Origin of the sequence: Acinetobacter sp. YH12021 (assembly GCF_013420145.1) — a bacterium.
Taxonomy (GTDB): domain Bacteria; phylum Pseudomonadota; class Gammaproteobacteria; order Pseudomonadales; family Moraxellaceae; genus Acinetobacter; species Acinetobacter towneri.
On sequence record NZ_VOYT01000010.1, the window covers coordinates 22,350 to 36,114 of the forward strand.

Genomic DNA, 13,765 nt, shown 5'->3' on the forward strand with positions numbered 1-13,765 from the left:
AAATGGATGCAATACGGGACATAAACAAGCAAAGAACGACGTCCTGTATTGAGAAAAACAGTTTAAAACTAAGGATTATTGATTGGAGAAATTGGCATTATGGAAAAGATTTGGTTTGCTGAATACCAAAAGACAGGGATTCCAGAAACTGTAGAACTGCCTGCAGAAAATACGTCACTCGTAGACATTTTTGAACGTAATTTCCAAAAATTTGGTTCACGTGATGCCTTTATCTTTATGGATAAGGTTTTAAGCTTTAGTGAACTAGAAGAAGCTAGCCGTAAATTTGCAACTTATTTACAAAGTTTAGGTTTGGCACCTGGCTCGCGTGTTGCGGTGATGATGCCGAACGTACTTCAATATCCTGTGGTTGCACTGGGGGTGTTCCGCGCAGGTTTAGTTTTGGTGAACGTGAATCCACTTTATACTTCGCGTGAGTTAGAGCATCAATTAAATGACTCTGGTTCTGAAGTTTTAGTGATTATTGAAAACTTTGCATCCGTTTATCAGGCGATTATTGGTAAAACCCCTGTGAAGCATGTTGTTGTTGCTTCTGTGGGCGATATGCTAGGTGCATTAAAAGGCACGTTGGTGAATTTTGTTTTACGTTCAGTGCGTAAGCAAATTCCTGCATGGAACATTCCGGGTCACGTTAAATTTAACGCAGCAATGTCTAAAGTAAGCCCAAGCAACTACAAACGCCCAAGCTTAACTTTAAGTGATACGGCTGTGTTGCAATACACGGGTGGTACAACAGGTGTATCTAAGGGTGCAGAATTAACACACCGCAACCTTGTGGCAAACATGCTGCAATGTGATGGTATTTTCCAGAGTAAATTCGGTGCACAAGATGGTCAGCCAGATGACCGTATTTTCTGTGCATTGCCGCTGTATCACATCTTTGCATTCATGGTGTGTGCGCTTTACGGCATGTACAAAGGTCAGGCAAACGTCTTAATTCCAAACCCGCGTGACTTACCTGCGGTGATGAAAGAATTACGCAAATATCAACCAACTTTCTTCCCTGCGGTGAATACTTTATTCAATGCGCTTGTGAACAATGAAGAGTTTAAACAGCTTGATCACAGCAAATTGAAAATGGCGATGGGCGGGGGTATGGCAGTATTACCATCAACTGCTGAAGCATGGAAAAAAGTGACAGGCACTAACATCATTGAAGGTTATGGCTTGTCTGAAACTTCGCCAGTTGCAACGGCAAACCCGCCTGCATCTGAAGAATTCACTGGCACAATTGGTATTCCATTACCATTAACTGAAGTGGCTATTTTGGATGATGACGGCAATGAAGTTGCACTGGGTGAGCAAGGTGAAATTTCAATCCGTGGTCCACAAGTCATGAAAGGCTATTGGAACCGTCCAGATGAAACCGATAAAGTGATGATTAATGGTTTCTTCCGTACAGGTGACATTGGTGTCATGGATTCACGTGGCTATGTGAAAATTGTAGACCGTAAAAAAGACATGATTTTGGTATCAGGCTTTAACGTGTATCCATCTGAAATTGAAGAAGTGATTGCGAAGCATCCGAAAGTATTGGAAGTGGCAGCCATTGGTGTACCAGATGAAAAATCAGGTGAAGTGCCAAAACTGTTTGTGGTGAAAAAAGATCCATCATTAACCACAGAAGAAGTATTAGCATTCGCTAAAGAGAACTTAACTGGCTATAAACGCCCACGTTATGTGGAGTTTATGGATGAATTGCCAAAATCAAACGTAGGTAAAATTTTGCGTAAAGATTTGCGTAAAACTGCGTAATTCATTCTGCTCTGAAATAAAAATGCCCCTGAAAACTCAGGGGCATTTTTTATATGCTATAGAAAATAGATTGTTTCTTGTTCGATAAAGGCAAAAGTATTACTCTTTCATCAGCCAACGGTCAAAGTAACGACGCCCAACACCCACAATACCCAAGAAAATAAACATCGCACCAAATTGGCGGCTAAAACCTGATTGATTAAAACTGCCATAACTTAAAATATTATCAATTAAGCAATACACCACAATCACAATAATCCAGTGCCAGAGCGGTAAGCGCTTAATCCCCACCGCATAAAACGCCACCCAAAGCACAACGAAGGTAAAAATGGTCGACCATACGTTCATGTTGGCGCAAATCACCATCAATAAAAATGCCACAATAGGCAACACAATTTTTAAAACACGATCCACTCGCAGTTGATGTTGGCGCTGCTTTTCAAGTACATCTAACATTTCCTTTTGATCTGGGCTGACCATAATGGATCCTTTATACAATTGCTTAAAACATGCTATTTAACAAAATTTATTCAAGAAATGCCATGTTATGATAAGTTCTCAATACAGTTTATGAGAAAAAATTGATGCAAAGCATAAGTGGAATTGTTTATCTAATTATTATTGCTTGCTTATTGCCGTATGTCTTTGCTGTTGTCGCAAAAATGACAGGCGGCTTTAAACGTGAAGATAACCAAAATCCACGTGAATTTTTAGCCAAAACTACAGGTTTGGCTGCACGTGCCAATGCCGTACAACAAAATAGTTTTGAAAGTTTGCCTTTGTTCATTGCTGCAGTGCTCATGGCGGAATATATGGTCATCCCACAAGTGGTGGTGATGATGTTTGGTATTGCTTATATTGTGCTACGCATTATTTATGGAATTTGTTATTTAGCCAATTGGGCGACGTTGCGTTCAATTGTTTGGATGCTGTCTTTACTTTGCCCAATTTGTATTTTGCTGATGGTGATTAAACTGACCTGATCAAGTCATGTCTGAAAATATGTATTTTTGCCTTGCAGATGTATAATCGCGCAGTAATTCAGGACAGAAAACCGTTATAATTGACGCGGTTTTAAAAAGATTTAACTTGTTTAAGAGTGATGCTATGAGCTACAGCAATATCCCTGCGGGTAAAGATGCACCAAATGACATCTATGTGATCATTGAAATTCCTGCCAATGCAGCGCCAATCAAATACGAAATTGACAAAGATTCTGATGCATTATTTGTAGACCGTTTCATGGGTACAGCAATGTTCTACCCAGCGAACTACGGTTATGTGCCAAATACACTTTCATTGGATGGTGATCCGCTAGACGTATTGGTTGTGACTCCACACCCAGTAGAGCCAGGTTCTGTGATTCGTTGCCGCCCAGTGGGTAAATTGAACATGGAAGATGATGGTGGTATTGATGCGAAATTGGTTGCCGTTCCGCACGAAAAATTAACCCCAATTTATAAAGATGTTCAAGAATATACGGATCTTCCACCATTATTGATCAGCCAAATTGAACACTTCTTCCAGCACTATAAAGACTTAGAGCCAGGCAAATGGGTGAAGTTAAGTGGTTGGGAAGGTGCTGATGTTGCGAAACAAGAAGTATTGAACTCAATTGAAGGCTACAAAGCTGCAAATCCATAATTTGCGCGCAGTCTATTTAGCTTTCACATGAAAGCTAAAATATAAAAAACCTGCACAGAATATGTGCAGGTTTTTTATTGGGTTGGCTATTCCGAGAAATTAGAATAATTTCACAGGAATATCTAACCAGATACGCCATTCATTAGTTGAGCCAATACCTTCGCTGTTATTCACTTTTTGGTTATTGTAGCTACTACTTGAACGCAAGTAAGAGTAGCGTAAGCGTAAGCTCGCATCTTTAAATGCACCAGATTGAACGGTGTATTTCACTTGGTTGAAAAATTCATGTTCTTCAGCTTGATCAATAATTTCAGTTCGATTGTTGCGATCCGCAACATCAATATCCCAACCGTAAACAAATGCACTTGTCCAGTTCAAGCCAGGTAAACCGTGGTTTTTAAAGTTGTAGTTATATTGCAAGCCAACTGATTTTTCATCATTGCCGTTGAAATCAGATAAGTATGAATTTGGTACATAAATACTTTGTAGACCATCTGCATTGTATGCATAGTCGTAACCTGTATTGCCAGCATTATCTTGATAAGCCAGCATTACATTGTGAGCATCTTTATTATAGGTTGCCGAAACTCCCCAAATAGTGTTTTCACGGTCTGCAAGGTTATCTGTAGTATGTGAACCTGTGGCTGCACCAGCTTCCCACTGTGTGTTATAAGCCACAGCATCTAAGGTTACATTTGCATCGTTAGGTACAGCAAAGTTGTAATTTGCATTGGCATAGTGGCGTTCTAATTTATCTTTAACATCTACCCCATAATAAGAGGCATTAACTTGGTCGTTAAATTTGTATTTTGCACCCCAGAAAATAGCACTATCCAAACCTTGTTGGTCTGAGCTGATGTCATTTGACCATTGGTTTTTAGTAAATTTACCACCAATTAACGTCAAGTCTTTAATTTCGTTACTTTCAATATAAAGACCAGTGTAGTATTCAGGTGTTAAGCGTGCTGTATTGCTTGCAATTACTGGTATTTCAGATACTTGCGTACCATATTTAGCTGTTGTATTTGATACGCGTGCTTTTACATAAGCACCACCACGTGCCCAGTGGTCATAAGCAGAACCATCGTTGTGGACTGGAATCATTTGGTTGCCAGTATTTTTGTTTTCACCTAGTTTGAATGAAGCATCACCAATGATACCTGCACCAAAACCAACAATACCTTTAGTAAAGCCAGAATCTAGATTGATAATTGCTGTTTGAGCTGCAGAGCTTGTGTCGTTTGTTAGTCCATCTTTTTTATCACGATTCAAATAACCTGTACGGAATAAAACCGAACCGTTTGCGTCTTCTACAAAGCCTTTAGATTCACTTTGTTCGCTAGCAAATGCAGTTGAAACAAGCGCTGCGTTGATCAGCAACGCAAGTGTTAATTTTTTAGATTGCAGCATTGGGAGATGGCCTCATGCAGTAAATGTGTAGTTGAAACGTAGGCGAATTGTATCGCTATTTATGCGCGAAAATATCACTTTTAAAGCACTTATGACACTAAAGTTAAGCATTTTTTCGATAAACTGTGGGGTCATTAAAAATATCGACTTTTCAAAAGTTGAATAAATATTTTATTTTTTAGTAAAAACATAAACATATTTAAAACTTACTGAGTCACTGAAACATAGCCAAATACAGCGCATCTGCAACTTGTACATTAAAAATACAGTTTGTTCAATTTTTCAACAGCTTGGTGTGTGATCAAAGCGCATAAGGCACAGCATAAATTTTAAAATAGGGTGAAGTTTTTCCTGTGAAATGGTTATCTATGAAGTCGAATTTTGGGCAAGAGATAAGTGGGGAAATAAATTTATGAATCTTTATTTGAATTAAGAGTATAAAAATTACATTTTATTTAAGCTTTGAGTAATAGCTTTTGGCTATTACGGATTTCATGTGAAACATCGGTGTTTAGTTTTGGCATTACGATGAAAACAGAACTGTTTAAGCAGATATTTTATACATAACTTTTATATGGTCGTTGGCTTGCGAAAATTAAAATTGATCTATCGTTTTGGTCATTGAATTATTTTTGATGTGAAGATTGAAGTGTCGCGTCGTATATTGATGTCAAATTTTGGTGCAGAAATCTAGTGCAGTTTAGGACAGGATTTCTGTCTGTTCACTGAGTTTTGATAGTTGACGGCGTAAGGATGAACAGAGGATAGGCATGACTTTCTATTTTTTGATCAGGATAGGCTTGTGATTCTTGACTGCACTTTTTTAGGTATGTGATTTAGCTTTATTGCTATGCAAGGATGCAAAAAATAATCATAGCACTGTGTAAATTCATGTTTAAAGTGCAGTGGTTATAAGACGAGTATTGATGCAAATCAAAATTCATTCCAATCAAAATAAAAAACACACTAAAAATAATTGATGTATAACAATAGTTTAAATTTATATCTATTGCTTTTAAACGTAAAATTGCTGTTCTGAATTTCATCGTTGGCATAGAGTTTGCAATTCCTTCATTGAGTCAAAAAAATAGACAAAGGCATCTCATCCGATGCAGGGGGAATCTAAAATGAAATTCGTACTTCAAACACTTTCTTTGGCGATGTTCGCAGCCACATCAAGTCTCAGCTTTGCTGCAGAAAATGCGACAGGCATGTCGTTTAGCGGGACAGCAGCCTTAACCAGTGATTATCGCTATCGTGGTTTAACTCAAACCTTTAATGATCCCGCAGTGCAAGCAGGTTTTGCTCTCAGCCATGATTCTGGCGTGTATGCAGGCGTGTGGGGTTCCAATGTCGATTTTGGTGGTACGGCACATTTAGAGCTTGACCCTTATATGGGCTATACCACAAGCCTAGATTATTTTGCCAGCAAACCCATTTTGGATGTGGGTTTTTGGTATTACGCCTACCCAAGTGAGAGCGATTTAAACTGGCTCGAAGCTTATGCAAAATTAGGTTTTAGTGATGTTTTGTTTAAAGATGCCAGCTTATTAACAGCCATTAACTACAGTAATGATTTCTTAGGTGGTGACACCGATGCTTGGTATTTCAATGCCACTTATACCGCACCCATTGGAAGTACCGGCTTTTCTGGGGTTGCTGGATTAGGTTACACCCAAGCAGATGACTTTGATTTTGGCGGTGGAAAAGACAGCTATGTAGATTGGAAAGTCGGTGTAAGCTATAACTTTGCTTCAGTTGAAGGTTTATCTGCTGAATTGGCTGCTGTAGGAACTGATATTGATACCGATGGTTTTTCGCATGCGGCAAAGCGTGGTGTTGAAACAGGTGCTGTGTTTACTTTGACCAAAGCATTCTAAGTCCTCTGTATTTAGGATAAATAAGAAGCTCCAATTGGGAGTAACATCCAAAAGAATAACAAGATAACTCGCCCATTGCTTAGACATGGCAATGGGCTGTTTTTATATCTCAATATTTTCGCCTAGGCTGGATTGCCACGATAAGACAATGCTTCACTCAAATGGCCGCTTTGAATCTGTTCACTTTGCGCCAAGTCTGCAATAGTACGTGCAACGCGTAACACCCGATGATAAGCGCGTGCAGACAAATTTAACCGTTGTTGTGCAATGGTTAAAATATCCTGTGCAGTGCCATCTAATAGGGCAAACTGTTCTAATTGTTTTGGGCTGAGCGACATATTTAAGCCCTTTTGTCGTTGCATTTGCAATTCATAAGCTTGAATTACGCGTTTTCGCACCGTTTCGGAATCTTCAACAGGTCTACTGTCTTGTAATTCATGGGCTTGTAGTGGTGGAACATCAATATGTAAATCAATGCGGTCTAACAGTGGCCCTGAAATACGATTTTGATAGCGTTTAATACTTTCTGTAGAGCATTGACAGCGCACGTCCTGATTAAAAGCATAACCACAGGGGCAGGGGTTCATTGCAGCCACCAATTGAAAGTTCGCTGGAAAGGTAATTTGTCGCGATGCCCGAGAAATCACAATTTCTTTAGACTCCAACGGTTGCCGCAATACTTCTAATACTTTCTTATCAAACTCAGGTAATTCATCTAAAAACAACACGCCTAAGTGCGCCAGCGTGATTTCGCCAGGTTTTGGATATGAGCCACCCCCGACCAATGCTACGGCAGAGGCAGTATGGTGTGGGGCACGAAATGGGCGTTGCCCAAAAGTATGCGGTGTGTTGGCGACTGAGTAGATACTCGCAACTTGTAAATTTTCTTGTAAATCTAAGGGCGGTAAAATACTGGCAAGGCGAGAAGCCAACAAGGTTTTACCTGTGCCTGGCGGGCCTTTAAACAACAAGGAGTGTCCACCTGCTGCTGCAATTTCCAAAGCACGTCTTGGGCGTAATTGTCCTTTAACATCGACTAAATCAAATGCGGAATGAGATAACTGTGGCTGGGCAATTGCGGTGACTTTATCTAAAGGCTGGCTTTGTGCCAAATGTTCGCAAACTTGTTTTAAATGTGTGGCGGCAAAGACTTCAAAGTCAGGCAATTGAGCAGCTTCTTGTGCATTTTGTTCAGGTAAAACCAAACAATGCTGTGCCTGTTGGCAGGCAATCGCAATACTGAGTGTACCTGTGGTAGGGCGCAATTGACCATCTAAAGCCAATTCTCCAATAAACTCTAAACCTTCAGTGCTTTGTTCGGGCAATTGTCTCGAAGCAATTAAAATGCCCAAAGCAATGGCTAAGTCCAAACGTGAACCATCTTTGGGTAAGTCGGCAGGTGCTAAATTAATGGTCAGACGTTTGGTTGGAAATTGAAAACCACTGTTAATAATGGCAGAGCGTACCCGATCTTTACTCTCACGCACGGCAGCTTCGGCTAGACCGACAATGGTTAAAGAAGGTAAGCCTTGACTCAGATGGACTTCGACTTCAATTGCAGGGGCGTGCAAGCCGAGCAGCCCCCGCGTATACACTTTGGCAAAAGACATTTTTATGATGATCCGTTTTGGTGCGTTATTTTTATAATGTTTGGTTTTTGTATTTATGCACTCAATTGGTGCTTATTTTTGGAGTTGAATTTTCTGTTCCAGTGCTTCAACCTGTTTTAACAATTCATTTAAACGTAAGTTGGCATTATTGAGCGCAGTACGTTGGCGGTCTAGCTCATCTTGCGAGACCAAATCCATTTTGGTGACCGCCTCATTGAGCAAAGCACGTAAATTATGTTCTAAATCTTTTTTAGGTTGTTCAACTTGTTCCAAAATGGCTTGTAATAAAGTTTCAATCATTGTTGTTTCCACAAAGATGGAGAAAATGGAGGCAGTGTAGCACTGGTCTTGAATAGACTATAGCATTTCAGACGAAATATGGATTTATTCGATGAGTAAAATCGTAAATCTTCTAGTAAATATGTCTATTTTTTGAAGATCACAACCATATAAATGTATAAAATAAGGTATAAAGAAAACTCATGTCACGGTTTCTAATTTCCCCCGACCTTAGAACTTTGGCATGGAATTTGAACATAAAACCTTACTGGTGAATTAAGCCGAAGGAAAACACACATGAAGCTCGTAACTGCAATTGTAAAACCCTTTAAATTAGATGATGTGCGTGAAGCATTATCTGAAATTGGTGTTCAAGGGATCACCGTAACAGAAGTCAAAGGCTTCGGTCGCCAAAAAGGTCACACCGAACTTTATCGTGGCGCTGAATACGTCGTTGACTTCTTGCCTAAAGTTAAAATTGAAATCGCAATTAGCGATGAAATGGTGGATTCGGTGATTGAGTCAATCACTCGTGTTGCTAGTACAGGCAAGATTGGTGATGGCAAAATCTTTGTTACTAACCTCGAACAAGTCATCCGTATTCGTACAGGTGAAACGGGTGCAGACGCTGTTTAAGAAAATGGCACGAAGTTTGCTGAGTACCTAATAACTCACAAAAACAAAGGTCGGGGGACACAAATGAAAAAAATGCTACTCGCGCTGAGTCTATCAGGCGCACTTCTTGGTGGTTCTGTTGCTTGGGCTGAAGAAGCCGTAACAGCCACCGCACCAACTTCAGATGTTGCAGTGCTTGAAACTGCCGAAACATCTCCTATCGAAACACCAAATGCAACAGAAGTTGCAGCTGTAGCAGAAGTCAGCACGCCCGAAGCTGCTGAACCAGAAGCTGTATTAGATACAGGCGATACCGCTTGGATTTTAGTTTCGACTGCTTTAGTTTTACTCATGACCATTCCTGGTTTGGCACTGTTTTATGGCGGTATGGTACGCAAGAAAAACGTACTCAATACTATGGCCTATAGCTTTGTAGCAGCAGCCGTGGTCAGTATTGCCTGGGTGGCAGTGGGCTATAGTTTGGCTTTTGGTGAAGGTAATGCCTTTATTGGTGGTCTAGACAAAGTCATGCTGGCGGGCATTGGTACCGATGCGCTCAGTGGCAGTATTCCTGAAATTCTATTTGTGATATTCCAAATGACCTTTGCCATCATTACTGTGGCAATTATCAGTGGTTCAATTGCAGAACGAATGAAGTTTGGTGCCTTTGTTGCTTTTATCGCGATCTGGGTGGTCGTGGTCTATGCACCAATTACCCACTGGGTATGGGGTGGTGGTTGGTTAGGCAATGATGGTGCACTTGATTTTGCTGGCGGTACTGTTGTTCATATTAACTCGGGTGTTGCAGGTTTGGTTGCTGCATACATGTTGGGCAAACGTATGGGCTTGGGCCGTGAATCTATGGCTCCGCACAACCTGACTTTGACTGTACTGGGTGCAAGTTTACTCTGGGTGGGCTGGTTTGGTTTCAACGGTGGTTCTGCTTTAGGTGCCAATGGTGCAGCGGGTTATGCCTTAGTTGTGACTCAAGTGGCAGCCGCAGCCGCAGCAATTGCATGGCTTGTAGCAGAAAAACTGGTACGTGGTAAAGGTTCTGTATTAGGTGCTGCATCGGGTGCTGTAGCAGGTTTGGTGGTGATTACTCCAGCAGCAGGTTTTGTGACTGTTGGTGGTGCATTAGCGATGGGTTTAATTGGTGGTGTGGTATGTTTCTGGGGTATTACTGCCTTAAAACGCGCCCTGAAAGCTGATGACTCTCTAGATGCCTTTGGACTACATGGTGTAGGTGGTATTGTTGGTGCAATTTTAACAGCCTTCTTTGCCAGCGAGTTTATTATGGGCGATGCTGCACCAAGCAACTTGATGAGCCAACTTTGGGTGCAAGTTGAAGGTGTGTTAGCGACCATTGCTTACTCTGCTGTACTGACTTTCATCATCTTAAAAGTAATTGATCTAACCATTGGTATTCGTGTGGCTGCAGAAGATGAGCGTATGGGACTCGACTTAAGCCAACATGGTGAACGTGTAGAATAATCTAGACAGTACATAATCAATATATTGTGTAAAACAGCCCTTCGGGGCTGTTTTTTTTCTATATGTTGCGTAAAACTCTACAAAGTTTGGAAATTTTGCTACACTGCATTTTCATTTAAATTTGTGCAATTAAACCGCTATGCATTGTCCATTTTGCAACACTGCAGACAGTAAAGTGATTGACTCACGTTTGGCGGCAGAAGGCTGCCAAATTCGCCGACGTCGTGAGTGTATTGGCTGTGGTGAACGCTTTACCACCTTTGAAAGTTATGAAGTGGTCATGCCTCGGGTAATTAAATCCGATGGTAAAAGTGAGCCTTTCGATGAAGCCAAGTTGCGTCGTTCGTTAATGCATGCTTTGCAAAAACGTCCTGTGACCCAAGAGCAAATTGAAACGGTACTTAGTGACATCCAACTGCAAATTCGCCGTTTGGGAGAGCGTGATGTGAAATCGCGTACCATTGGTGAGGTTGTTATGCAGGCTTTATTTGCATTGGATCATGTCGCTTATGTACGTTTTGCCTCGGTGTATCAAGACTTTCAGGATGTTGAAGCCTTCCGTCGCCAAATTGAACAAATGCAGTCGCGTGAGCAATAAAGCACAATGCCAGCATCTATTCCACAGCATCCATCCATGACTGAACTCAATACTGACGCGCAACCTGATGATCTTTTTTGGATGCGTCGTGCCATTGAACTGGCACGTTTGGGGCAATACAGCACTAAGCCAAATCCGAACGTGGGCTGCGTTATTGTTAAAGATGCCCAATTATTGGGCGAAGGTTTCCATCCGCGTGCAGGACAGCCACATGCCGAAGTCTTTGCTTTGCGTCAGGCCGCTGAACAAGCGCAGGGTGCAACCGCCTATGTGACCTTGGAACCTTGTGCACACTATGGGCGCACACCACCATGTGCCAAAGCCTTGGTCGATGCAGGCGTGGTCAAAGTGGTAGTCGCTTGTCCAGATCCAAATCCATTGGTGGCAGGTAAGGGCGTTCAGATTTTAAAGGATGCAGGCATTCAGGTGGATGTCGGTGTGGCAGAAGCCGAAGCGCGTCAGTTAAATTTAGGCTTTTTAAAAGCCATGGCTACGGGCATGCCCTATGTGCGTTTAAAAGTAGCTTCAAGTTTGGATGGTCGCACGGCAATGGCTTCGGGTGAATCCAAATGGATCACAGGCACGTCTGCACGTGCCGATGTGCAACATTGGCGGGCAATTTCTGCTGCAGTCTTAACGGGGATCGACACGGTACTGGCCGATGACTGTCTGCTTAATGTACGCCACTTAGAGGGTGTAGATGATATTCACAGCGTAGTACAACCCAAACGGATTATTTTAGATCGCCAAGGTCGTTTGCCTTTGAGCGCACAAATTTTGCAGCAGCCTGAAACGGTGATGGTGATGGGACCGTATCGTGCAGAGTTGGCCGCTTTGGGCGTGTTACAATTGGAATCGCAACCTTTAGCCACCTTACTTGCCCAATTGGTACAGCAATATCAAATTTATGATGTATTGGTTGAAGCGGGAGCAACCTTATCGACTGCTTTCTTACAGGAAGGTTGGGTCGATGAAGTGATCAGCTATGTGGCACCTACATTGTTAGGGCGCTCGGCTCGTGCCATGTTTAATGCAGAATTTGAACAGATGGCAGAGCAACTTCGATTTAAACTTTGCGATGTCACTCAATTGGGTGATGACGTGCGCCTTAGGTTAATTCCTTCTCAAGAGACACTATGAGTTCAGAGTCAACGGTTTATCACAAACGTCGTCATGCGGCACGCACCACTGATGAATACTTATTCCATCAGTTAGTGCCTTATTTGGGCAATAAACGCCGTTTACTGCATCTGATTTTAGAAGCACTTGAACAGACAGGAACGCTACATCCTAAAAATGGTCGTGCACCAATTTTTGCCGATTTTTTTGCAGGTTCAGGAGTGGTATCACGTTTGGCGCGTCAAAATGGTTATCGGGTGATTGCCAATGACTGGGAACCGTACAGCCATGCCTTAAACCATGCGATTTTGGCCTGCACTGAAGCACCTGCGTTTAAAGAATTAGGCGGCTATCAAAAAGCCATTGATTATTTGAACCGTTTGCCTGAAGTCAAAGGCTGGGTGACGCATAATTTGTGTCCGCGCAATGACGAAATTTATGACCCAAGTCGTGACCGTTTATTCTTTAAACGTCGTAACGGTATGCGCATAGATGCGATTCGTCAGCAAATTGCTACGTGGCAAGCGCAGGGTGCCATTGATGATGTTGAGATGTCGGCATTGTTGGCGCCGTTGTTGTACTCTGCCAGTTTTGTCAGTAATACCAGTGGGGTGTTTAAAAGCTTCCACCACGGCTGGGGTGGCAAAACTCAAACTGCACTCGAACGAATAGAATCATTATTGTGGCTCACGCCAAGTCGTTTTTGTGACATTGGTGAACCAAATAAACCTGCTGCAGAAATGTGGTGTGTCGATGCACAGCATCTTGCCAATCAAATGAGTGGTTTTGAGGTGGATGTGGCTTATTTAGACCCACCGTATAATCAACATGCTTATAGCAGTAACTATCATGTCTTAAATGCCTTAACCTTGTGGGATCAGGTCGATTTACCAACCCCAGACACCAAAGGCTTTAAAAGTGGTATTGACCGTGCATGGCGCAAAGAACGTCCAAGTCCATACAACTCATCTAAGTACGCCAAAGAGGCGTATGAAACCTTATTGGACACCATTAATGCACGTTTTATTCTGACCAGTTATTCTACCGATGGTAATATTAGTGCCACAGACTTGTTGCAAGCCAATTTAAAACGCGGTCGAGTGACGTTATTGACGCAAGATGTTCCGCGTTATCGCGTGAGTAAACAGCGTCAGTCCGAGCGTGCGCGCGTGCTGGAATTTATTGTGATTACCGATACGCATGCCAAGTCAGGCCCACCTATTCGCCAGTTGTTAGGGCAACTTTACCATTTTGCAGAATTGGGTGGTGTAGATACCTCAGGTGTGAGTACCCAATTGGCGTTGTGGTAAATCCACAAATCCTCAGTGAATGAGAGAAAA

13 protein-coding genes are annotated in these 13,765 nt (G+C 42.0%); 9 read left to right on the forward strand and 4 right to left on the reverse strand.

Features of this window, described 5'->3' with window-relative positions:
• Nucleotides 1-99: 99 nt before the first annotated feature.
• Nucleotides 100-1,776, forward strand: coding sequence for a long-chain-fatty-acid--CoA ligase (locus FTT91_RS09215; RefSeq protein WP_004975645.1), 1,677 nt, complete (start codon nt 100-102; stop codon nt 1,774-1,776).
• 99 nt (nt 1,777-1,875) lie between these two features.
• On the opposite strand, the gene FTT91_RS09220 is transcribed toward FTT91_RS09215, so the two are convergent.
• Nucleotides 1,876-2,256 carry a hypothetical protein gene (locus FTT91_RS09220; RefSeq protein ID WP_004975646.1) on the reverse strand — a complete coding sequence of 127 codons (381 nt, stop codon included), beginning with the start codon at nt 2,254-2,256 and terminating at the stop codon, nt 1,876-1,878.
• A 104-nt stretch (nt 2,257-2,360) separates the two neighbouring features.
• Between FTT91_RS09220 and FTT91_RS09225 the strand changes: the two genes are divergently transcribed.
• Both FTT91_RS09225 and ppa read left to right on the forward strand, forming a co-directional pair.
• Entirely contained in the window at nt 2,361-2,759 is a 399-nt protein-coding gene (locus FTT91_RS09225) for an MAPEG family protein (RefSeq protein ID WP_180169303.1), read from the forward strand.
• A gap of 124 nt (nt 2,760-2,883) precedes the next feature.
• A complete protein-coding gene (ppa, locus tag FTT91_RS09230) occupies nt 2,884-3,420 on the forward strand; it encodes an inorganic diphosphatase (protein ID WP_004975651.1) in 537 nt (178 codons plus the stop codon).
• Between the two features lie 99 nt (nt 3,421-3,519).
• Here the strand turns inward: ppa and FTT91_RS09235 are convergent, their stop codons facing one another.
• The gene (locus FTT91_RS09235) at nt 3,520-4,830 is read right to left on the reverse strand and encodes an OprD family outer membrane porin (RefSeq protein WP_096902242.1); all 1,311 of its coding nucleotides are present in this window, start codon (nt 4,828-4,830) and stop codon (nt 3,520-3,522) included.
• Nucleotides 4,831-5,957: 1,127 nt separating this feature from the next.
• Here FTT91_RS09235 and FTT91_RS09240 point away from each other — a divergent pair.
• Nucleotides 5,958-6,710 carry a TorF family putative porin gene (locus FTT91_RS09240; protein ID WP_026438393.1) on the forward strand — a complete coding sequence of 251 codons (753 nt, stop codon included), beginning with the start codon at nt 5,958-5,960 and terminating at the stop codon, nt 6,708-6,710.
• Nucleotides 6,711-6,832: 122 nt separating this feature from the next.
• Here FTT91_RS09240 and FTT91_RS09245 read toward each other — a convergent pair whose 3' ends face one another.
• On the reverse strand, nt 6,833-8,320 hold the full coding sequence (locus FTT91_RS09245; RefSeq protein WP_180169304.1) for a YifB family Mg chelatase-like AAA ATPase: 1,488 nt from the start codon (nt 8,318-8,320) through the stop codon (nt 6,833-6,835).
• A 72-nt stretch (nt 8,321-8,392) separates the two neighbouring features.
• A complete protein-coding gene (locus tag FTT91_RS09250; protein WP_004975661.1) occupies nt 8,393-8,620 on the reverse strand; it encodes an accessory factor UbiK family protein in 228 nt (75 codons plus the stop codon).
• A 276-nt stretch (nt 8,621-8,896) separates the two neighbouring features.
• Here FTT91_RS09250 and glnK point away from each other — a divergent pair, with 276 nt between their 5' ends.
• The 5 genes from glnK (at nt 8,897) to FTT91_RS09275 (ending at nt 13,735) form a co-directional block, all read left to right on the forward strand.
• Nucleotides 8,897-9,235: a P-II family nitrogen regulator gene (glnK, locus tag FTT91_RS09255; RefSeq protein ID WP_004650081.1), complete on the forward strand. Its 339-nt coding sequence runs from the start codon at nt 8,897-8,899 to the stop codon at nt 9,233-9,235.
• Between the two features lie 63 nt (nt 9,236-9,298).
• The gene (locus FTT91_RS09260; protein WP_179989643.1) at nt 9,299-10,708 is read left to right on the forward strand and encodes an ammonium transporter; all 1,410 of its coding nucleotides are present in this window, start codon (nt 9,299-9,301) and stop codon (nt 10,706-10,708) included.
• A gap of 139 nt (nt 10,709-10,847) precedes the next feature.
• Entirely contained in the window at nt 10,848-11,306 is a 459-nt protein-coding gene (gene nrdR / locus FTT91_RS09265) for a transcriptional regulator NrdR (protein ID WP_096902237.1), read from the forward strand.
• A gap of 36 nt (nt 11,307-11,342) precedes the next feature.
• Entirely contained in the window at nt 11,343-12,446 is a 1,104-nt protein-coding gene (ribD, locus tag FTT91_RS09270) for a bifunctional diaminohydroxyphosphoribosylaminopyrimidine deaminase/5-amino-6-(5-phosphoribosylamino)uracil reductase RibD (RefSeq protein ID WP_180169316.1), read from the forward strand.
• Nucleotides 12,443-13,735 carry a DNA adenine methylase gene (locus FTT91_RS09275; protein WP_004975669.1) on the forward strand — a complete coding sequence of 431 codons (1,293 nt, stop codon included), beginning with the start codon at nt 12,443-12,445 and terminating at the stop codon, nt 13,733-13,735. Before ribD ends, FTT91_RS09275 begins: the two co-directional genes overlap by 4 nt.
• Nucleotides 13,736-13,765: the final 30 nt, after the last annotated feature.

What these genes read in the sequence shown, in the direction of transcription:
- FTT91_RS09215 (WP_004975645.1), top strand. Translation starts at nt 100, where the DNA reads ATGGAAAAGATTTGGTTTGCTGAATACCAAAAGACAGGGATTCCAGAA.
- FTT91_RS09220 (WP_004975646.1), bottom strand. Translation starts at nt 2,256, where the DNA reads ATGGTCAGCCCAGATCAAAAGGAAATGTTAGATGTACTTGAAAAGCAG.
- FTT91_RS09225 (WP_180169303.1), top strand. Translation starts at nt 2,361, where the DNA reads ATGCAAAGCATAAGTGGAATTGTTTATCTAATTATTATTGCTTGCTTA.
- ppa (WP_004975651.1), top strand. Translation starts at nt 2,884, where the DNA reads ATGAGCTACAGCAATATCCCTGCGGGTAAAGATGCACCAAATGACATC.
- FTT91_RS09235 (WP_096902242.1), bottom strand. Translation starts at nt 4,830, where the DNA reads ATGCTGCAATCTAAAAAATTAACACTTGCGTTGCTGATCAACGCAGCG.
- FTT91_RS09240 (WP_026438393.1), top strand. Translation starts at nt 5,958, where the DNA reads ATGAAATTCGTACTTCAAACACTTTCTTTGGCGATGTTCGCAGCCACA.
- FTT91_RS09245 (WP_180169304.1), bottom strand. Translation starts at nt 8,320, where the DNA reads ATGTCTTTTGCCAAAGTGTATACGCGGGGGCTGCTCGGCTTGCACGCC.
- FTT91_RS09250 (WP_004975661.1), bottom strand. Translation starts at nt 8,620, where the DNA reads ATGATTGAAACTTTATTACAAGCCATTTTGGAACAAGTTGAACAACCT.
- glnK (WP_004650081.1), top strand. Translation starts at nt 8,897, where the DNA reads ATGAAGCTCGTAACTGCAATTGTAAAACCCTTTAAATTAGATGATGTG.
- FTT91_RS09260 (WP_179989643.1), top strand. Translation starts at nt 9,299, where the DNA reads ATGAAAAAAATGCTACTCGCGCTGAGTCTATCAGGCGCACTTCTTGGT.
- nrdR (WP_096902237.1), top strand. Translation starts at nt 10,848, where the DNA reads ATGCATTGTCCATTTTGCAACACTGCAGACAGTAAAGTGATTGACTCA.
- ribD (WP_180169316.1), top strand. Translation starts at nt 11,343, where the DNA reads ATGACTGAACTCAATACTGACGCGCAACCTGATGATCTTTTTTGGATG.
- FTT91_RS09275 (WP_004975669.1), top strand. Translation starts at nt 12,443, where the DNA reads ATGAGTTCAGAGTCAACGGTTTATCACAAACGTCGTCATGCGGCACGC.